Below are 19,313 nucleotides of genomic sequence, written 5' to 3'. Positions count from 1 at the left end.
TCAATTTATTTGTACTTAATAAAGAAATTGTAAAGTGAAGATGTAATAAAGATTAAGGCGATATTAATTAGGAGGATTTAACATGAAAAAGTGGCAATTAATCGGATCAACAACAGCTTTAAGTTCTGTACTTTTATTAGGAGCTTGTGGTGGGGCAGCTGAAAAATCTAGTTCCGGGGATACTAAATCTTCAGATGATAAAAAATTAAGTGGTGAAGTTAAAGGTGATGGTTCATCAACAGTTGCACCAGTTATGGAAAAAATAAACGAAGACTTCTCAGCAGAGCAACCTGATGTTTCAGTTTCAATTGGTGTATCAGGAACTGGTGGCGGTTTTGAAAAATTCATAGCGGGAGAAACAGACTTTTCAAATGCTTCTAGAGATATTAAAGATGAAGAAAAAGAAAAATTAAAAAAGGCTAAAATAGAATACACTGAGTTTAAGGTTGCTCAAGATGGTTTAACAGTAGCAGTTAACAAAGATAATGAATTTGTTGATGAGTTAAGTATGGATGAATTAGCAAAAATTTACAGCGGCAAAGCAAAAACATGGAAAGATGTTAATTCAAAATTCCCTGATAAAAAGATCAAAGCATTTTCACCAGACCAATCACATGGTACTTATGACTTCTTTAGTGAAGAAGTATTAGATGAAAAAGATTTACAATCTGAGAAAAATGCTGACACGAATGTCATCGTTAAATCTGTCCAAGATAATAAAGATTCAATCGGATTCTTTGGATATAACTTCTATCAAGAAAATAAAGATTCACTTAAAGCTGTGAAGATTAAAGATGATGGAAAAGCAATAGAACCTACAGATAAAACAGTAAATGATGGTAGCTATCCTTTAAGTAGACCGTTATTCGTATATGCGAAAAATAAATCTCTAGAAGATAATGATGCGTTTTATGGATTTATGGAATATGTAATTGATAACTCAGCAGATGCTGCAAAAGACGCTGGTTATGTTCCATTGAAAGATGATGAGTATAAAGAAGATAAAGAAACGTTAGAAAAATTTAAAAAATAATCATTAATAAATTAAAGCAGAGGGCGGTCAGTAATCGCCCTTTTTCAAAATGAAGGAGTTATTTTTATGAAACAACAAACTTCAGTACAAGAATTGATTAAGCAAAATAACAATAATAAAGGTAAAGTCTTTGCGGATAGAGCTGTTCCCATTATTTTATTGTTAATCGCTTCGGTTTCTGTACTTACAACAATCGGGATATTATTCACACTTGTAACTGAAACAGCAACGTTTTTCACAAGAGTGAATCCATTTGAATTTTTATTTACGAAAGACTGGGCACCTTTTTCATCTGATCCTAAATACGGTATTTTCGCACTTATATTAGGTACGTTGAAAGTTACAGCGGTAGCGACAATCTTTGCTGTTCCAGTTGGATTAGGTGCAGCACTATACTTGAGTGAGTATGCTTCTGATAGATCAAGAAGAATTATTAAACCTATTCTTGAAATATTAGCTGGTATACCAACAATTGTTTACGGATTTTTCGCTTTAACATTTGTAACACCAATTTTAAGAAGTATATTCCCGGATTTAGGAAGCTTTAACTCTATTAGTCCAGGTTTAGTCGTGGGGGTCATGATTATACCGATGATTACGAGTATGAGTGAAGACGCTATGAGTTCGGTACCAGATTCAATTAAAGAAGGTGCACTGGGATTAGGTGCAACTAAGTTTGAACTTGCAACTAAAATTGTATTTCCAGCTGCTTTATCCGGTATCATCGCATCTGTTGTATTAGCGATATCAAGAGCAATAGGTGAAACAATGATTGTATCTTTAGCGGCAGGTAGTACACCCGATTCGAGCTTTAGTTTAATAGGATCTATTCAAACAATGACTGGATTCATTGTCCAAGTTGCGACTGGAGATGCGACTTACGGATCTGATATTTATTACAGTATTTATGCTGTAGGTTTCACATTGTTTATATTCACATTTATTATGAATGTCATTTCACAATGGATTACTAAACGATTTAGAGAGGAGTATTAATATGTCAGAGGTTAATTTAGTTGATCAAACCGTCGTTCGTAAAAAGCTACCGACAAGATTAATGAAAAATAAAGTCATTAAATCAATATTTTTCGTTTGTACATTAATTGGCTTAATCGTATTAGCTATTTTGCTATTTGACATATTTAGAAAAGGTATTCCTTATCTAAATACAGATTTCTTTACAAACTTCTCATCTACATCACCTGAACGTGCAGGTATTAAAGGTGCTTTAATAGGGACACTATGGCTCATGATGACAATAGCACCTATATCTATCATTCTTGGTGTTGGTACAGCGATATACATGGTTGAATATGCAAAAGAAAACTGGTTTACGAAATTTATAAGAGTTAATATTTCAAATTTAGCAGGTGTTCCATCAGTAGTATTTGGTTTATTAGGATTAACAATATTTGTACGTGGTGCAGGTATCGAAAATTTATCACTAGGTAAGACAGTTATTGCTGCAGCATTAACGATGTCGTTAATGATATTACCAATTATTATTGTAGCAAGTCAGGAAGCAATTAAAGCTGTCCCATCTTCTATTAGAGAAGCTTCATTAGGATTAGGTGGTACTAAATGGCAAACGATTAAAAATATTGTATTACCGGCTTCAATACCTGGTATTTTAACGGGGACGATTCTTGCACTATCAAGAGCACTTGGAGAAACTGCACCACTTGTTGTAATCGGTATTCCTGCAATATTGATGAAAACACCAAACAGTATATTTGAATCTTTCCAAGCTTTACCTATGCAAATATACAACTGGGCTAAATTACCACAGGCAGAATTTCAATTTGTTTCGTCAGCAGCAATTATCGTATTACTCGTAATTTTAATTCTTATGAACTCAATCGCAATCTATATTAGAAATAAATATCAAAGAAAATTATAATAATCAAAATGAAGAGGGGTCATGACTATGACAGACGTAAAAATTAGAGATTTATCTCAAAATATACCTTCAAATGAAATGACAGCAAATCAACATATAGTAGTAGAAGATAAAAATATCGTTTATAAAACGAATAATTTAGATTTATGGTATGGAGATTTTCATGCGCTTAAAAATATAAACTTAGATATTACAGAAAATGAAGTGACTGCAATTATTGGACCATCTGGTTGTGGTAAATCAACTTATATAAAAACATTAAATAGAATGATTGAATTAATTCCAAGTGTTAAAACATCTGGAGAAATCATTTATAGAGATAAAAACATTTTCGACAAAAAATATAGTGTTGAAGAATTGAGAACGAATGTAGGCATGGTGTTCCAAAAACCAAATCCATTTCCAAAATCAATCTATGACAATATTACTTATGGACCTAGAATTCATGGTATTACAGATAAAAAGGTTCTAGATGAAATCGTTGAACGTTCATTAAAAGGTGCAGCAATTTGGGATGAATGTAAAGATAGACTAGATAAAAATGCATATGGATTATCTGGTGGGCAACAGCAAAGAATTTGTATAGCGAGATGTTTAGCTATTGAACCAGATGTTATTTTAATGGATGAGCCAACTTCAGCACTAGATCCTATTTCAACACTAAAAGTAGAAGAACTTGTGCAAGAATTAAAAACTAAATACTCAATCATTATCGTGACACATAACATGCAACAAGCAGCTAGAATTTCTGATAAAACAGCGTTCTTCCTAAACGGTTATGTAAATGAGTTCGATCAAACAGATAAAATATTCTCTAACCCAACAGATAAGAAAACTGAAGACTATATTTCAGGGAGATTTGGATAATATGGTTATTAGAGAAAAATATGAAGATGAATTAAATTCACTCATTAATGATTTGTTTGTGTTGGGTAAAGAAGTATACTTTATGATAGAACAATCTATATCTGTATTGAGCGATGAAGATAGAAACAATGCTCGTAATTTAATCAAATATGATAAAAAAATAAACCAAATGGAATATGACATTAATGAAAAAGTGGTTATGCTAATAACAAAGCAACAACCTATAGCGACAGATCTTCGTGTTATGATTTCAGGTTTGAAAATAGCTTCTGAATTAGAACGAATGGCTGACAATTCTACTAATATTGCTCAAATCAGAAAAAGAGTTAAAATAACAGATTACTTTATACTAACGAGATTAAAAACAATGGGTAAATTAGCAATGTTAATGTTAAAAGACTTAGAAGCGGCAGTTAATGATAAAGATATACTATTGATAAAAGAAATTATCGATCGTGACAATGATATTGATGATTTATATCGAGAGGTTAATAACACGACATATTTAATCGATAACGATCCATTTATTTCTGGTCAAGCACATCTTGCTGCAAGATACTTAGAAAGAATTGGAGACCATATCACGAATATCAGTGAAAGTTGCTATTATTATATAACTGGTGAACACTATGAACCTATTGAAAAATAGTACTGGAATTATATAAGCATAGATGGTATTATAATAAGGTCGTATATTAATTGAAATAAGAATAGGAGGGTTCATCATGCGCGTAAATGTAACTTTAGCATGTACTGATTGTGGTGAAAGAAACTACATCTCTAAAAAGAATAAACGTAACAACCCAGAGCGTATTGAAATGAAAAAATATTGTGCTCGTGACGGTAAACACACTCTTCATAGAGAAACAAAATAATAAAACGAATAAAAACACATTCCATTATACGGGAATGTGTTTTTTTAATACCTTTAAAGGTTGTACGACTACCTATCACAATAATTCTTGTGTTATCATATTATGTGTAACTGATAAAAAATTTAATCAATATTTGGAAGTGTTAAATTCATGTCAAACAAGAAAAATTTAAGAAAAGAAATATTGAATTTAATGAGAAATCAAGACAATTCTCAAAAAGAACAATATGATTTAAATTTAAAGGAACAATTATTTGTACATAATAATTTTAAGCAAGCCAATTCAATTGCTATCGTTATGAGTATGGATCATGAAGTCAATACGATACCTATTATTGAACATCTATTGAATATAGGTAAGAAAGTATTCGTACCAAGAACAAATTACGAAACGAAACAAATGGAATTTCAACGACTACATGATTTAAATTCCATTGCGATTGATCAAAAAGGAATTAAATATGTTGATCAAGAAACTGAAATTAGTGATGATATTGATTTAATTATTGTACCTGGTGTTGTATTTAATCATGCTGGTTATCGAATAGGCTATGGTGGAGGGTATTATGATAAATATTTATCTCATTATAATGGACATACAATAAGTTTGTTATATCCTTTTCAGATAAGAAACTTTGATGCTGAATCACATGATATACCAGTTGATGAGATGTTGACACCAAATGATATATATGGAGAAGAGTAGATGGATAAAACAAAACAAATGTGGAAGTCGATATATTATTTAGTTTATACAGAAGGCTATAAAATAATATCGATTGATGAAGAAGAAGCAGAAATATGGTTGACTCACGAATCTAAAAAAATTGTCAAAAGGTTTATACATAAGACGCCTACACATCAAGAAGTTGATTTTGACTTAGAAAAAATTACTGACCATTTAGGTGACTTAATTGATAGTATAGGGTTTAGTTTTGAACAATTAGATGTATTTTATATTACCGATAAAGGGATAGACTTCACTGAATTTAATCATAGTAAACGACCTAAAGTCAGATATTATGCTTTATATGAGCTTGATGATTTCGAGAAAGTATCTCATCATTTCGTAACGAAGCATCAAATTAAACGTAATAGAACAAATCCTGTTACAACATATAAAAACAAATTATTGAATGCGAGCTTTATTGACAGCTTTATGCTTAAGTTTTCACCTGTAACATATTTTTTAGTAGCTGTTAATGTAATTGTTTGGTTGTCTTTAGTTTTAATTTTTAATCATTTTGGCCAAATTAATTTAGTCGATTACGGTGGACTTGTGCATTTCAATGTTGTTCATGGTGAATGGTACCGTTTATTAACGTCCATGTTTATACACGCTAATTTTACACACTTAATGATGAATGTATTTTCACTCATTATATTCGGTAAACTGATTGAAGGTGCATTAGGTTCCATTAAAATGTTCACCATTTATTTCATATCAGGGTTATTTGCAGGAATTGTGTCACTTAGTATTGACACACAATCCATTTCAATTGGTGCAAGTGGTGCTATTTTCGGATTAATTGGTGCTTTTATTGTGTATTTATTTACACGTAAAAATATTAATAAACAATTTGTATTACAAACATTTATTGGTATTGCGATTATTTCGTTGTTAGCTTTGTTTATTAATAATGTAAACCACTTCGCTCATTTAGGTGGATTTGTTGGTGGGGCAATCTTAATGTTTATAATCTACAAATGGATGGAACACGACAAATTCAAACTTTATTATATTGTTGCCTTTATAGTGATTATCATCATTTTGATTGTTATCATATTTAACAGACAACAACATTATATATATGATGAATTAACGAAAGATGCTATGAATAACGGTGATTTTGATAGAGCAGAAACAATGGTAAAGCAAATTAAAGAGAAGAACTTCGAGTCGGATGAGACATATATTTTAAGTGGTTTAATCGTGGCGAATAATACGTCTTTGAATGAAGCGATACTAGAATGGGAAAGAGGCTTAAAAGTTTTTCCTAATTCAGCTAAATTAAATTACCAATTAGCTTTAGGTTATAGAGCAAAAGATGACTATGATAAAGCGAATAAGTTTATTAATAAGGCAATAAAGCTTGATAAAAAGAATAAACATTATGCAGCATTAAAAGATGAAATTGATGCGTTTAGGAGTTAATTTTATGAATAATTTATATGACGTACAACAATTACTTAAAAAGTTTGGTTATATCATTTATTTTAAAGATGAAGAAGATCAACTAGAAATGATGGAACAAGAAATAAAAGCTATGTATCAATCTATGCTTATTGATAAAGAAACATTTTTACAAGCAAGACTTATTATAAATCAGAGAAGGATTGAGAAAAAATGACACATATTTTATCAGCAGATATTGGTGGTACGACTTGTAAATTAGGGATTTTTGATCGTTCGCTAAATATTGAAGAGAAATGGGAAATTTCAACGAATAAAACAGGAGAAGGCATTTTAGAGAATATATATGATTCATTCGTTGTGCATCTGAATAGAAAAGATATCGATATCAAAAACATTATCGGTATGGGAATTGGTGTACCTGGACCAATTGACTTTGAAAATGGTATCGTCAATGGTGCTGTAAATTTAAATTGGACTGGTAACATAGAAGTTAGAAAACATATGCAACAATATTTTGATGGCCCTATTTACGTAGATAATGATGCGAATGTCGCAACTTTAGGTGAAAAATTTAAAGGCGCTGGCCAAAATGAAAGTGACGTTGTTTGTATGACGTTAGGAACTGGTGTAGGCGGCGGCATTGTTTCAAATGGCGAATTACTTCATGGCCATAATGGTTCAGGCGCTGAAATAGGTCATTTCTTAGTAGATCAAAAGAAAAGATTTCAATGTAATTGTGGTATGAAGGGCTGTCTTGAAACAGTTGCTTCAGCTACAGGTGTTATTAATTTAGTACATCATTATTATCCAAATATCAATATGAAATCAAGTATTCATGACTTAATTACAGGTAAAAATGTAACAGCTAAAGACGTATTTGATGCTGCAAAATCAGGAGATGAATTCAGTTTATTTATCATTGATAAAGTTGCTGGTTACATTGCTTATGCTGCAAGTGTTGTCAGTGTCATGACGAACCCTAAATATATTATAATTGGTGGAGGCGTTAGTAAAGCCGGTGATATTCTCATCCAATTTATTAAAAAGCATTATGAAAAAATGACATTTAAACCTGCTCAAGATGGTACAGACATCGTAGTTGCACAATTAGGAAATGATGCAGGTATTATTGGTGCAGCTGGTCTAATCAAGACATATGTAATAGAAAAGGAGAATGAATAATGGCGATTGTTGACGTAGTCGTAATACCGGTAGGAACAGAAGGACCTAGTGTGAGTGAATATATTGCAGATATACAAATAATTCTTGAAAAGCATAAAAAGGCAGGTACAATTGATTATCAATTAACACCAATGAATACACTTATTGAAGGTAATCTAAAAGATTTACTTGAAATTATACAAGAAATTCATGAAAGTCCATTCAATAAAGGGTTAGACAGAGTTTGTACAAATATTCGAATTGATGATAGAAGAGATAAGTCTAGAAAAATGAACGATAAATTAGATTCTGTTAATAAACATTTGAACAAATAAAAAAAGACGAGTGTAAACTCGTCTTTTCTTTAATGATGTAAAATTGGATAACCGTATGTAAAGATTGTAGCTAATGAGAAGAACCCAAAAGATACTACAGTTATTGCACCAAAAAGAATGCCCAAAATATTTTTGTTTTTGAATGCTGAAATTAAACCAAATATAGCTAGAATAAAAACAGCTAGCATTAATAATGAGAAAATATTAACACCGATATGGATTTTTACTCCAAATAACTCAAATAGTTCCCCTGTGTCGATAAATGGCATTCCAATACCCCCAATACAAATTTCTTTTATTATCATATTAATTGTATAATTAATATGTGGTTTTGTCGAGATACTTTTTAAAAGAGGAGGAAATAAAATGCAAGTACATAGTTTTTCATTAGGAATTGTAGAAACAAATTGTTATATTCTCGAAGGTGAAAACGAATTACTCGTGATAGATCCAGGAGATAATGGCGAGTTTTTAAATAAACAAATTAAACAATATCATAAAAAGGTGAGTGCTGTATTATTAACGCACGCTCATTTTGATCATATAGGTGCAGTAGATGATGTCGCAAATGAATTTGATGCGAAAGTATATGTACATCGTGAAGAAAAATCGTGGCTAACAGATACTGAGAAAAATGGTTCTAAAAAATTTGCAATGTATCAGCTACCACAAGTGGTTCAACATACTGTTCCACAAATAATGGAACCTGGGGAATATGAGATTGGTGAATTTAAATTCGAAGCGATCCATACACCAGGACATTCACCTGGTAGTTTATCATTTGTATTTGGTGACTTTGCTATAGTAGGTGATACATTATTTAAAGGTGGAATTGGCAGAACAGACTTATACAAAGGTGATACAAAAACATTACTGAATTCAATTGAAGATAAGTTGTTAGAATTAGATCCAAATACAACTATTTTCCCAGGTCACGGACCGGAAACAACAATAGCAGATGAAGAAATGACAAATCCGTATTTAAATGGATTTAATTAAAAAGAAGCATTACACGTTTGTGTAATGCTTCTTTTAATGATGTGCTCCAAAACTTGGCTCTAATAAGAATGTAGAATAATATGTAAATCCAACAAAACATAATACTAAATAAATTGCGAATATATACATATACATTCTTTCTGTTAATTTTAAGTATCCCAACAATACGAAAAATCCAGTTTGTGCTAAGAAGAAATATGCCATCATGTCCATACCGCCGACATAAAACATCGTAGCAAAAATAGCAGTCCAGAAGCCTAGAGTTTTATAAACTTTATCCATCTTCTTAAGAACCCCCTCTGTGTTTACTTTCTTATTCATATTTAATTATAAAGTTACTCCATACAAAAGTAAATAGCATTTTGACGCAAATTCATAAGCTTTAAACAAGTAATTTCGGTAATTGGAAGCGTTTATATATATTAGGAGGAGATTATGGAGAAATTATTTAAGTCAATTATTAACGATGCTATCAATTCTAATGCGAGTGATATTCACTTTGTACCTTTAAACGATGATAAAGTCTTTGTCCAAGTGAGGATAAATGGCGATAATATACCTTATGATTTAGATTTAGATTTTAATTTGTATAGTAGGCTACTTATTTATATGAAATTTATCGCTCATCTAGATGTAAGTGAACGAAATAAAGCACAAAGTGGTCAATATTTATTTGAACATGACATACATTACTATTTAAGAATTTCCACGATACCTATCAGTTTAGGGATAGAATCTAGTTCCATTAGAATAACCCCTCAACATTTTAATCATTCACAAGTGAAATCAGAGCATCAATCATATAACGTTCTACAAAACAGAATGTATCAATCAGAAGGGCTATTTTTATTTACGGGTCCAACTGGATCAGGTAAGACTACATTAATGTATGAACTTATGTACGCATTAAAGAGAGAGAAGAATAAACATATTATTACGATTGAAGACCCTGTAGAACAAACGTTAAATGGCATCGTTCAAGTTTCAGTCAATGAAAAAGCTAACATAACTTATCAACAATCCTTTAAAGCCATTTTAAGATGTGATCCGGACGTTATTATGATTGGAGAGATAAGAGATGATATTACTGCTAAGCAAGTTATTCAAGCTAGTTTAAGTGGTCATTTAGTACTTTCAACAATGCATGCGAGTGATACAATCGGGGCAATCCACCGACTAGTTGAGCTAGGTGTAACAGTCGAACAAATTAAACAAGGTATTTCATGTATTACGAACCAACGTCTTGTGAAGAAATGTGATGAAGCAAGAACATTAGATATGTCCTATATTTTTAAAGATGACATTATTAAATATATGGAGAATGATTATGAAACGTAAGAAAAATGTATTAAAGAAAGACCAAGTATTATACTTAACACGACTGTTAGATATGTTAAAGCAAGGTTTTACATTACTAGAAGCTATTCAATTACTGTCTGATCAATTCATACAACTTAAAAAGCACAATTTAAACACGACTGCTTGTGAAATTGTTAAAGAGACTGGGCAATTACATGAAATACTTAAACTGTTTAATTATCCGCAAGTCATTATTACTCAAATATACTTTAGCGAAAAATATGGTAATTTGAATGAAACGTTAGAACACTCTATCCTATATTTAAAAAAGATTGAACAAGTTAAACAAAGATTTATAAAAACAATTCAATATCCCGCTTTATTATTCAGCATCTTTTTTATGTTACTCGCTGTTGTGAATCAAACCATTATTCCTCAATTCACAGAAATTTATGCTTCGATGAATGTAGAAATTTCCACTTCGTTGCGTATTATCACGACAATATTTTCTTATTTACCAACAACTATTTTTGCATTAGTCCTCATTTTATTCCTCGCTTATCTTATCAGTTATATGAATTTTATGGATAAAGAAATGGCTCGTAAAATAACTTTATATAAGAAAATACCACTAATCAATCGTTATATAACGATGTATAACTCATATCGTATATCTAGAGATTTTTCCTTTTTTATTCAAAATGGCATTACCCTTACTAAAATAATTGAAATATATATGTTGCAAACTAAAGATGATTTTTTGAAATATATTGGACATTCTATTAATCAATCATTATGTACTGGTATGACATTCCCAAATTCAATTAAAAAGTTAGGGTGCTTTGAATCTAATTTTATACACTATATTAATCACGGAGAAAATAAATCTAAATTAGATTTAGAACTTTATTATTATAGTCTTTTTATGCTAGATACATTAGAAAAGACTTTTTTGAAACATCTCAAATGGATACAACCAGTCGTATTTGGTGTTCTAGCTTTGTTAATTGTAACGCTATATTTAATTATCATTCTACCGATGTTACAAATGGTAGAAGGTATAAAGTGAAAGGAATGTATTAAATGAAAAGATTTAAATTTTTAAGTAAAAAAGAAGGGTTTACATTGGTTGAAATGTTAATTGTCCTTTTAATCATAAGTATATTATTGGTGATCATCATACCAAACATCAGCAAGCAATCAGAGACGGTAAAAAGTACTGGATGCCAAGCACAAGTGAAAATGGTAGCTGGTCAAGTAGAAGCTTATACATTGAAACACGATGCTAAACCAAATTCTATAAATGATTTAATAAGTGATGGCTATATTAACCAAAAGCAACTGACTTGTAAATCAGGAGAAACAATTACGCTAGAAAACGGTGAAGTTGTTGCACATTAATGATAATAAAGGTTTTACGTTGGTGGAGATGATTATTGTGTTATCCATCATCAGTATTATCTTTATGGTGACGATGTATTTATCCATAAACGCACTGGCTCGTAGCGGGTTAGACAATGGCATTGATGATTTTGAAACGAAATTAGAGTTCTTAGAAACGAAATCACTATCACAAAAGCAACCTATATTAGTTTGGTTTAAACCTAATTCAGATAAAATATTTTATCAAATTGAGAAGAATCAGATCCAATCCATATCACTCTATAAAGGTCGTATTTCTAAAAATAACCAGTTTACGACATTAGTTTTTGATGGAGAAGGGAATATTAATCAATTTGGTACTTTAAAAGTGGAATTTAATGAAAGAAAGTATCATGTTATTTTTCGCATCGAGAAAGGGAGATATAGAATTGTTGAAACGACATGATGGGTATGTGTTTATAGATTTTATGTTGTCTATTTTTATCATAATGCTATTGAGTGGGACATTACTGCCTTTAGTTACAACATTAAATGAAAATATCACTCGTGAACACGATAGAATTAAGCTTTACCAACTGCTCTATCAAACTGTGCAATCAAAATCTACCGAACCAAAATATGATGTAAAGAGATATAAATATTTAGAGTTTACTACAAAAGTTTGTATGAAAGATGAATTGAAAAATGAAAAAATATGTATTGAAAAATAATAAAGGCTTTACCATGATAGAAATGCTACTGTCATTATCATTTTTATTAATTATATTAGCTTTAGTTCCATTGCTCATTAAAAGTCTTTATTTGTTTAAGGATAATGCAATGGATCATACGCATTTTGAATTGATGATGTTCAGAAAAGAACTCTCCGATGAAATAAAAGAAAGTACTATAAAATTAGACAGCGCAAATAACAGGATTAAATTCGTAAATGAAATACGATCTATAGAATTCACATTATTAAATGAAAAAATAATAAAAAGTATCAATGGCCGAGGTAACATCACTTTAGTTAATAATGTGAAGGCTTTTCAAGTAGATAAAATATCAAAAGAAACGTTTAAATTATTTATAATTATAAGAAAAGGCGATAAAGAAATACATGAAGAAATTTATATCTAATGATGCTGGTTTTATTTTACCGTTATTACTTGGAATATTATTTATTTATAGTTCCTTTTTGTCATTTTACTTAGTACAATATAGCTTTAAGCTTAATACTTATCACAATTTAGAACAATACTATATACGTGAAATAAAAATAATGATAAATAAATAATTTTAAGCTTTTTATTTTCTGAATAATGAGATAGAATAAAGTTTAAGTTGAAATGAAACAACTGAGGAGTAGATTTAATGTCAATCGTATTAATTGGATTTATGGGTGTTGGCAAAACAACTATCGGAAATTTGTTGAGCGAACATTATGACAAAAGTTTAGTAGATATAGATACTTATATCGTTGAAACAACTCAATTACCAATCCCACAAATTTTTGAAAAATATGGTGAAAAACATTTTAGAGATTTAGAGTACGAAGCTTTAAAAAAATGGATTGACCAAGATGTGATTATTTCAACTGGTGGCGGTATTGTAGAATCAAAATTATGTAAGGAATTATTAAAGCAAAATGACAATGCTTTTTGGTTAAAATGTGATGTTGAAATTCTATTTAATAGAATTAATCATGATAATAACAGACCGAATGCTAACGGAAAGTCATTAAATGAATTAAAAGCCTTGTATTCAAAACGAGAATTAAGTTATAATGAAATCGCATTCAAGCATATTGATGCTAACAGACCTAGAGAAGTAGTTGCAAGTGAGATTATTGAATCTCTATGAGCTTAAATATTTGCGAATGATCAAAGTTAGAGAGAATGAATGATATATTCATCGCCGAAGGAGCAAGCCAGATTTGAGTGAATCTCTCAGGCAAAAGGATAACTTTGTGACGCATTCCTGAAGAGCACTTCAACAGGGTAGCGAAAGCTACCCTGTTTTTTTATTATACATATTCAGAAGGGGAGAGTTATGATGACGACAGATTTAAAACAAACACCTTTGTATCAAACTTATATAGATAAAGGTGCGAAAGTAATTGATTTTTCTGGATGGGCTTTACCAGTCCAATTTTCAAGTATTAAAGAGGAACACAATGCAGTTAGAAATCATGTAGGTATTTTTGATGTTAGTCACATGGGTGAAATTATCGTTACAGGTGAAGAAGCGGATCAGTTTATTCAATACACTTTAACAAATGATTCAACATTATTAACGGATAGTAAAGCTCAATATACAACGCTATGTAACCAAGATGGCGGCGTGATTGATGATTTAGTTGTTTATAAATTAGACGACAAAGTTTATTTCTTAGTTGTCAATGCAGGTAATACAGATAAAGATTACGAATGGTTAAAATCAATTAAAGATTTTAATGTAAATGTTGAAAATAAATCTTCTCAATATGGCCAATTAGCAATACAAGGTCCAGAAGCACGCGAATTAATTCAAAAATTAGTAAGTGTTGATGTAACAGAAATGAAGATGTTTGAATTCAAACAAAATGTAACACTATTCGGGAAAGAAGTTATATTATCTCAATCTGGTTATACAGGTGAAGATGGATTCGAAGTTTATTGCGATGCTGCAGACACTAAAGCTATTTGGGATGGTTTTATTAACGAAAATGTTGTTCCATGTGGTCTTGGTGCACGTGATACTTTAAGACTTGAAGCTGCTTTACCACTACATGGCCAAGATTTATCTGAACAAATCACACCTTATGAAGCTGGCATTGGCTTTGCTGTTAAACCATTAATTGAAGATGACTTTATCGGTAAAAATGTTTTGAAAGCACAAAAAGAAAATGGTGCGCCAAGAAAATCAATTGGTATAGAAATGATAGATAAAGGTATACCGAGAACAGATTATGCAATTCTAGATACTGACGGCAATGAAATTGGTTATGTAACTTCTGGAACACAGTCTCCGTCAACTGGTAAATCTATTGCTATGGGATTAATTGAGAAGGGTGCATTTGAATTAGATAAAGAAATTTTAATACAAGTTAGAAAAAGACAAGTAAAAGCTAAAATTGTTAAAAAATCATCATTTAAATCATAGGAGTGAATAAAATGGGTCACCGCTATATACCTTTAACTGAAAAAGATAAATCTGAAATGTTAGATGTCATTGGTATTCAATCTGTAGATGAATTATTTACGGATATACCTGAATCTGTAAGGTTTAATAAACCGTTAAATATTAAAGAAAAGAAAGCTGAAACGCCTTTATTACGTGAACTATCTCAAATTGCGAATAAAAATATCACAAGTGAAACACATGCTTCATTTTTAGGCGCTGGCGTATATGATCACTATATTCCAACTGTTGTTGATCATGTTATATCACGCTCAGAATTTTATACTGCTTATACACCTTATCAACCAGAAATTTCACAAGGTGAATTACAAGCAATTTTTGAATTTCAAACTTTAATTTGCGAATTAACTGGTATGGATGTAGCCAACTCATCTATGTATGATGGTGGAACTGCTTTTGCTGAGGCAGCTGTTCTTGCAGCAGGTCACACTAAGAAGAAAAAAGTGATTGTTTCTAAATCTGTACATTATCAATCTATAGAAGTACTTAAAACGTATACAAAAGCACAAGATATAGAAGTAGTTGAAGTTGATTTAGACGGTACTGTAACAGACCTAGAAAAGTTAAAAGCAGCTATCGATGACGATACTGCAGCAGTATGTGTTCAATATCCTAACTTCTTTGGTTCTTTAGAAGACTTAGAAGCAATTAAACAGTTAATTGAAGATAAAAAAGCTTTATTTATTGTATCAAGTAATCCTTTATCACTAGGTTTAATTACGCCTCCTGGAGAATTCGGTGCTGATATTGTTGTTGGTGATGCACAAGTATTCGGTATTCCAGCACAATATGGTGGACCTCATTGTGGTTATTTTGCATCTACTAAGAAACTCATGAGAAAACTACCAGGTCGATTAGTTGGTCAAACACAAGATGAAGATGGCAATAGAGGCTTTGTTCTTACGTTACAAGCACGTGAACAACACATTAGAAGAGATAAAGCGACATCAAATATTTGTTCTAACCAAGCCCTAAATGCATTAGCAGCATCAGTTTGTATGAGTGCATTAGGTAAAAATGGTGTATTTGAAATGGCTAAACTTAACATGGAAAAGACAACTTACATGAAACAAAAAATGCAAGATGCTGGTTTTGATGTGTTAGAAGGTATTTCATTCAACGAATTTGTTGTTAAATTTAACAAACCGATAAGTGAAATCAATGCTGAATTACTTGAGGAAGGTATTATTGGTGGATTTGACTTAGGTTTCATAGATGAAGCGTTTAACAATCATATGTTAATTGCAGTAACAGAATTAAGAACAAAAGAAGAAATCGACACATTTATCAAAAAAGTAGGTGAATACAGTGCGTAAACCATCAAGTGAATTAATATTTGAAAGATCTAGAAAAGATAGATTTGCATATTCTTTACCTGAAAAAGATGTTGAAACACAAGATGTTCAAGATCTTTTAGGAGATAAATTTACTAGAAAACAAAAAGCAGAATTACCAGAAGTTAGTGAATTAGATTTAATGCGCCATTACACTGAATTATCTAATAAAAACCATGGTGTAGATACAGGATTCTATCCTTTAGGTTCATGTACAATGAAATACAATCCTAAAATTAATGAAAAAGTCGCTAGAATGTCTGGCTTTGCAAACGCACATCCATTACAAGATGTTTCAACTGTACAAGGTTCATTAGAAATCATTTATGATTTACAAGAACATTTAAAAGAAATTACTGGTATGGATGAAGTAACACTTCAACCTGCAGCAGGTGCTCACGGTGAATGGACAGCACTATTAATGATTAAAGCTTTCCATGAAGCAAATGGCGATTTCAATAGAACGAAAGTTATCGTACCAGACTCAGCTCACGGTACAAATCCAGCTTCTGCAAAAGTAGCAGGTTTCGATACAGTAACTGTAAAATCTAATGAAAAAGGATTAGTTGATATCGAAGACTTAAAACGTGTAGTTGGAGACGACACAGCTGCTATCATGTTAACAAACCCTAACACATTAGGATTATTCGAAGAAGATATTTTAGAAATCAGAGAAATCGTACACCAAGCAGGTGGAAAATTGTATTACGATGGTGCTAACTTAAATGCGATTATGAGTAAAGTTAGACCTGGTGATATGGGATTTGACGCTGTTCACTTAAACTTACACAAAACATTCACAGGACCTCATGGAGGCGGTGGACCTGGTTCAGGACCAGTAGGTGTTAAAGCAGATTTAGTACCATTTTTACCAAAACCAACAGTAGTTAAAGAAAATGATACATTTAAATTCGAACATGATATGCCACAATCTATCGGAAGAGTTAAACCATTCTTCGGTAACTTCGGTATCTATTTAAGAGCTTATACTTATGTTAGAACAATGGGTCCAGATGGATTAAAAGCAGTTTCAGAAACAGCTGTATTAAATGCTAATTACATGTTGAGAAGATTACAAGATCATTTTGATACACCATATACACAACACTGTAAACACGAATTCGTAATCAGTGGTTCAAGACAGAAAAAACTTGGTGTAAGAACATTGGATATTGCTAAACGTCTCTTAGACTTCAACTTCCATCCACCAACAATATACTTCCCAATCAACGTGGAAGAATGTATGATGATTGAGCCAACAGAAACAGAATCTAAAGAAACATTAGATGCATTCTGTGATACACTTATTCAAATTGCTAAAGAGGCAGAAGAATCACCAGAAGTTGTATTAGAAGCACCACATACAACTGTCATTGGTCGATTAGATGAAACACAAGCAGCAAGAAAACCAGTACTTAAATTTGAATTACTAAAAGAAGAAAAAGCATAATATTAAAGCGTCTTGGTCGCATATAACGATCAAGACGCTTTAATATTATTTAGATTTAACTTTACCAGTCCATTTTTTATAGCCGCCTTTAAGCATGAATAATTCAGTGTAACCTTTTTTCTTCATCATTCTAGCAGCTCTATAACTTGCTACGCCATTTGCGTCACAGAAATATATAGGTTGGTCTTTTCGTAAACCTTGATATCTTGTACGAAATACACTCATCGGTATATTTCTTGCCCCGATAATATGACCATAGTCAAAATCAGCCTTTTCACGCAAGTCTATTACTTGTGCCTTTCTTAATCCCTTATGGAATTCATTTTGATCTAATTCTTTTACTGCGCGCTTATTTAATGAATAGTTAATTGCCATATAAATGATAATCAAGACTAGGACTATGAGCGCGATATACCAATAATTCATGGTCTGATTCCTCCCAATTCAAGTCGATACCCTTATTATAAGATTTCTTGTGAGATTTATCAAAATTTTTTTGCTAAAATAGAAAAGTACATAAGAATTAATTGAATAGGAGTTTTAATTGTGAAAGAAACTTGGCACTTTATAAACACGAAATCGAATAATCCATATTATAATATGGCAGTTGATGAAGCACTTATGAATTTTGTGAGTAGAGGAGAAATCGATCCTGTTATTAGATTTTACACTTGGGATCCAGCTACGTTATCAATTGGATATTTTCAAAAACTAACTAAAGAAATCGATATTGAAAAAGTAAAAGAAAAAGGTTTTGGACTTGTAAGACGTGCTACAGGGGGTAGAGGTGTCTTACACGATAAAGAGTTAACTTATAGCGTCATCGTTCCAGAATCGCATCCTAATATGCCTAAAACGGTAACTGAAGCTTACAGAGTAATCTCAGAAGGATTGTTAGAAGGTTTTAAATCATTAGGATTCGACGCATACTTTTCAATTCCAAAGACAAAAGAAGAAAGAGATAAACTTAAGACACCACGTAGTTCAGTTTGTTTTGATGCGCCAAGTTGGTATGAACTTGTTGTAGAAGATAGAAAAATAGCAGGCAGTGCCCAAACACGTCAAAAAGGCGTTATCTTGCAACATGGTTCAATATTACAAGATATAGATGTTGATGAATTGTTCGATATGTTTATATATAGAAATGATCGACTAAAAGATAAAATGAAAGCTGCATTTACAGATAAAGCAGTTGCTATCAATGATTTATCAGATAAATACATCTCTTTAGAAGAAATGGAAACAGCATTTTATGAAGGATTTAAGAAAGGTTTAGATATAGAATATAAACCACTTGAATTTACCGAAGAGCAGCTTGCTGAAATTAAACAATTAGAAGAAAAATATAAATCAGAAGATTGGACTTATAGAAAGTAAAC

Annotated in this window: 26 protein-coding genes and 1 riboswitch; of the genes, 23 read left to right on the top strand and 3 right to left on the bottom strand. The window is 31.3% G+C overall.

The window, feature by feature from the left end:
• Positions 1–82 precede the first annotated feature (82 nt).
• The 11 genes from LQ694_RS00615 (at position 83) to LQ694_RS00565 (ending at position 8,307) form a co-directional block, all read left to right on the top strand.
• A complete protein-coding gene (locus tag LQ694_RS00615; protein WP_096791880.1) occupies positions 83–1,033 on the top strand; it encodes a PstS family phosphate ABC transporter substrate-binding protein in 951 nt (316 codons plus the stop codon).
• 66 nt (positions 1,034–1,099) lie between these two features.
• Entirely contained in the window at positions 1,100–2,029 is a 930-nt protein-coding gene (pstC, locus tag LQ694_RS00610; RefSeq protein WP_218697435.1) for a phosphate ABC transporter permease subunit PstC, read from the top strand.
• A gap of 1 nt (position 2,030) precedes the next feature.
• The gene (gene pstA / locus LQ694_RS00605; RefSeq protein WP_048539714.1) at positions 2,031–2,933 is read left to right on the top strand and encodes a phosphate ABC transporter permease PstA; all 903 of its coding nucleotides are present in this window, start codon (positions 2,031–2,033) and stop codon (positions 2,931–2,933) included.
• A 78-nt stretch (positions 2,934–3,011) separates the two neighbouring features.
• Positions 3,012–3,800, top strand: coding sequence for a phosphate ABC transporter ATP-binding protein PstB (gene pstB / locus LQ694_RS00600; protein ID WP_370688587.1), 789 nt, complete (start codon positions 3,012–3,014; stop codon positions 3,798–3,800).
• Position 3,801: 1 nt separating this feature from the next.
• Positions 3,802–4,449, top strand: a complete 648-nt coding sequence (gene phoU / locus LQ694_RS00595; RefSeq protein ID WP_096791883.1) for a phosphate signaling complex protein PhoU — start codon at positions 3,802–3,804, stop codon at positions 4,447–4,449.
• 76 nt (positions 4,450–4,525) lie between these two features.
• Positions 4,526–4,675, top strand: coding sequence for a 50S ribosomal protein L33 (rpmG, locus tag LQ694_RS00590; RefSeq protein ID WP_016911879.1), 150 nt, complete (start codon positions 4,526–4,528; stop codon positions 4,673–4,675).
• 150 nt (positions 4,676–4,825) lie between these two features.
• Entirely contained in the window at positions 4,826–5,380 is a 555-nt protein-coding gene (locus LQ694_RS00585) for a 5-formyltetrahydrofolate cyclo-ligase (RefSeq protein WP_096791884.1), read from the top strand.
• Entirely contained in the window at positions 5,381–6,829 is a 1,449-nt protein-coding gene (locus tag LQ694_RS00580; RefSeq protein WP_096791885.1) for a rhomboid family protein, read from the top strand.
• A gap of 4 nt (positions 6,830–6,833) precedes the next feature.
• A complete protein-coding gene (locus LQ694_RS00575; RefSeq protein ID WP_078099923.1) occupies positions 6,834–7,025 on the top strand; it encodes a YqgQ family protein in 192 nt (63 codons plus the stop codon).
• On the top strand, positions 7,022–7,993 hold the full coding sequence (locus LQ694_RS00570) for an ROK family glucokinase (protein WP_218697436.1): 972 nt from the start codon (positions 7,022–7,024) through the stop codon (positions 7,991–7,993). The genes LQ694_RS00575 and LQ694_RS00570 overlap by 4 nt, the downstream gene beginning before the upstream one ends.
• On the top strand, positions 7,993–8,307 hold the full coding sequence (locus LQ694_RS00565) for an MTH1187 family thiamine-binding protein (protein ID WP_058611614.1): 315 nt from the start codon (positions 7,993–7,995) through the stop codon (positions 8,305–8,307). Before LQ694_RS00570 ends, LQ694_RS00565 begins: the two co-directional genes overlap by 1 nt.
• Positions 8,308–8,336: 29 nt before the next feature.
• Here LQ694_RS00565 and LQ694_RS00560 read toward each other — a convergent pair whose 3' ends face one another.
• Positions 8,337–8,576, bottom strand: coding sequence for a DUF2759 domain-containing protein (locus tag LQ694_RS00560; RefSeq protein ID WP_016911885.1), 240 nt, complete (start codon positions 8,574–8,576; stop codon positions 8,337–8,339).
• A 97-nt stretch (positions 8,577–8,673) separates the two neighbouring features.
• Between LQ694_RS00560 and LQ694_RS00555 the strand changes: the two genes are divergently transcribed.
• Positions 8,674–9,306 carry an MBL fold metallo-hydrolase gene (locus LQ694_RS00555; RefSeq protein ID WP_058611613.1) on the top strand — a complete coding sequence of 211 codons (633 nt, stop codon included), beginning with the start codon at positions 8,674–8,676 and terminating at the stop codon, positions 9,304–9,306.
• 33 nt (positions 9,307–9,339) lie between these two features.
• Here LQ694_RS00555 and LQ694_RS00550 read toward each other — a convergent pair whose 3' ends face one another.
• Positions 9,340–9,588: a DUF2626 family protein gene (locus LQ694_RS00550; RefSeq protein ID WP_025904960.1), complete on the bottom strand. Its 249-nt coding sequence runs from the start codon at positions 9,586–9,588 to the stop codon at positions 9,340–9,342.
• A 153-nt stretch (positions 9,589–9,741) separates the two neighbouring features.
• Between LQ694_RS00550 and comGA the strand changes: the two genes are divergently transcribed.
• From comGA to gcvPB, 10 genes are all read left to right on the top strand, one after another.
• Positions 9,742–10,644, top strand: coding sequence for a competence type IV pilus ATPase ComGA (gene comGA, locus LQ694_RS00545; RefSeq protein WP_218697438.1), 903 nt, complete (start codon positions 9,742–9,744; stop codon positions 10,642–10,644).
• Positions 10,634–11,674: a competence type IV pilus assembly protein ComGB gene (comGB, locus tag LQ694_RS00540; protein ID WP_196968298.1), complete on the top strand. Its 1,041-nt coding sequence runs from the start codon at positions 10,634–10,636 to the stop codon at positions 11,672–11,674. The genes comGA and comGB overlap by 11 nt, the downstream gene beginning before the upstream one ends.
• Before the next feature lie 14 nt (positions 11,675–11,688).
• Complete coding sequence (comGC, locus tag LQ694_RS00535; RefSeq protein WP_058611611.1) at positions 11,689–12,006, top strand: competence type IV pilus major pilin ComGC; 318 nt, start codon at positions 11,689–11,691, stop codon at positions 12,004–12,006.
• On the top strand, positions 11,987–12,433 hold the full coding sequence (comGD, locus tag LQ694_RS00530; protein WP_227531649.1) for a competence type IV pilus minor pilin ComGD: 447 nt from the start codon (positions 11,987–11,989) through the stop codon (positions 12,431–12,433). Before comGC ends, comGD begins: the two co-directional genes overlap by 20 nt.
• Positions 12,417–12,698, top strand: coding sequence for a competence type IV pilus minor pilin ComGE (comGE, locus tag LQ694_RS00525; protein WP_058611610.1), 282 nt, complete (start codon positions 12,417–12,419; stop codon positions 12,696–12,698). Before comGD ends, comGE begins: the two co-directional genes overlap by 17 nt.
• Positions 12,673–13,107, top strand: coding sequence for a competence type IV pilus minor pilin ComGF (locus LQ694_RS00520; RefSeq protein WP_196968296.1), 435 nt, complete (start codon positions 12,673–12,675; stop codon positions 13,105–13,107). The genes comGE and LQ694_RS00520 overlap by 26 nt, the downstream gene beginning before the upstream one ends.
• Before the next feature lie 234 nt (positions 13,108–13,341).
• Complete coding sequence (locus LQ694_RS00515; protein ID WP_196968295.1) at positions 13,342–13,830, top strand: shikimate kinase; 489 nt, start codon at positions 13,342–13,344, stop codon at positions 13,828–13,830.
• Between the two features lie 16 nt (positions 13,831–13,846).
• Positions 13,847–13,942: riboswitch (glycine riboswitch) on the top strand.
• 80 nt (positions 13,943–14,022) lie between these two features.
• Complete coding sequence (gcvT, locus tag LQ694_RS00510; RefSeq protein WP_196968294.1) at positions 14,023–15,111, top strand: glycine cleavage system aminomethyltransferase GcvT; 1,089 nt, start codon at positions 14,023–14,025, stop codon at positions 15,109–15,111.
• A gap of 11 nt (positions 15,112–15,122) precedes the next feature.
• Positions 15,123–16,466 carry an aminomethyl-transferring glycine dehydrogenase subunit GcvPA gene (gene gcvPA, locus LQ694_RS00505; RefSeq protein WP_058611607.1) on the top strand — a complete coding sequence of 448 codons (1,344 nt, stop codon included), beginning with the start codon at positions 15,123–15,125 and terminating at the stop codon, positions 16,464–16,466.
• Positions 16,459–17,934, top strand: a complete 1,476-nt coding sequence (gcvPB, locus tag LQ694_RS00500) for an aminomethyl-transferring glycine dehydrogenase subunit GcvPB (RefSeq protein ID WP_196968293.1) — start codon at positions 16,459–16,461, stop codon at positions 17,932–17,934. Before gcvPA ends, gcvPB begins: the two co-directional genes overlap by 8 nt.
• Positions 17,935–17,979: 45 nt before the next feature.
• On the opposite strand, the gene LQ694_RS00495 is transcribed toward gcvPB, so the two are convergent.
• Positions 17,980–18,360, bottom strand: a complete 381-nt coding sequence (locus tag LQ694_RS00495) for a rhodanese-like domain-containing protein (RefSeq protein ID WP_025904950.1) — start codon at positions 18,358–18,360, stop codon at positions 17,980–17,982.
• Between the two features lie 120 nt (positions 18,361–18,480).
• Between LQ694_RS00495 and LQ694_RS00490 the strand changes: the two genes are divergently transcribed.
• The gene (locus tag LQ694_RS00490; RefSeq protein ID WP_070368876.1) at positions 18,481–19,311 is read left to right on the top strand and encodes a lipoate--protein ligase family protein; all 831 of its coding nucleotides are present in this window, start codon (positions 18,481–18,483) and stop codon (positions 19,309–19,311) included.
• Positions 19,312–19,313: the final 2 nt, after the last annotated feature.

The sequence above is a fragment of the Mammaliicoccus sp. P-M58 genome, assembly GCF_022386165.1.
GTDB classification, from domain to species: domain Bacteria; phylum Bacillota; class Bacilli; order Staphylococcales; family Staphylococcaceae; genus Mammaliicoccus; species Mammaliicoccus sciuri.
Note: the sequence above shows the minus strand (reverse complement) of the source record. Positions and strands in the feature narration are given on the sequence as shown.